The sequence below is a fragment of the Bittarella massiliensis (ex Durand et al. 2017) genome (assembly GCF_017566145.1).
GTDB classification, from domain to species: Bacteria; Bacillota; Clostridia; order Oscillospirales; family Ruminococcaceae; genus Bittarella; species Bittarella massiliensis_A.
The window spans coordinates 1-307 of sequence record NZ_JABFCL010000066.1 but is presented as its reverse complement, the minus strand read 5'-3'; the positions used below and the strand labels follow the sequence as shown (position 1 = coordinate 307).

Annotated in this window: 1 pseudogene; it reads left to right on the top strand. The window is 56.7% G+C overall.

Annotated elements, in window-relative coordinates:
* Positions 1–95 precede the first annotated feature (95 nt).
* Positions 96–307: pseudogene (locus HJY11_RS13470) on the top strand (exonuclease SbcCD subunit D); the annotation flags it as partial.

Below are 307 nucleotides of genomic sequence, written 5' to 3'. Positions count from 1 at the left end.
TGATGCCGTTTTTAAAGCCTGCCGAGGTCCGCATGGTATACTCGGAAAAAGAGATCAGTACCTATACGGATGCGGTACGGGCAGTGCTGGAAGGAATGGAGATTGATCCGGACGTCCGCAACATTCTGGTTGCCCATCAGTTTGTGGCGGGGGCGGTCCAGTGCGAGTCGGAGGAGATTTCCATCGGGGGACTCGACCAGGTGGATGTCTCCGTTCTGGAGAGATTTGATTATGTGGCGCTGGGGCATCTCCACAGGCCGCAGTCTGTAGGGAGAGAGACGATCCGCTACTGCGGAACGCCGCTGAA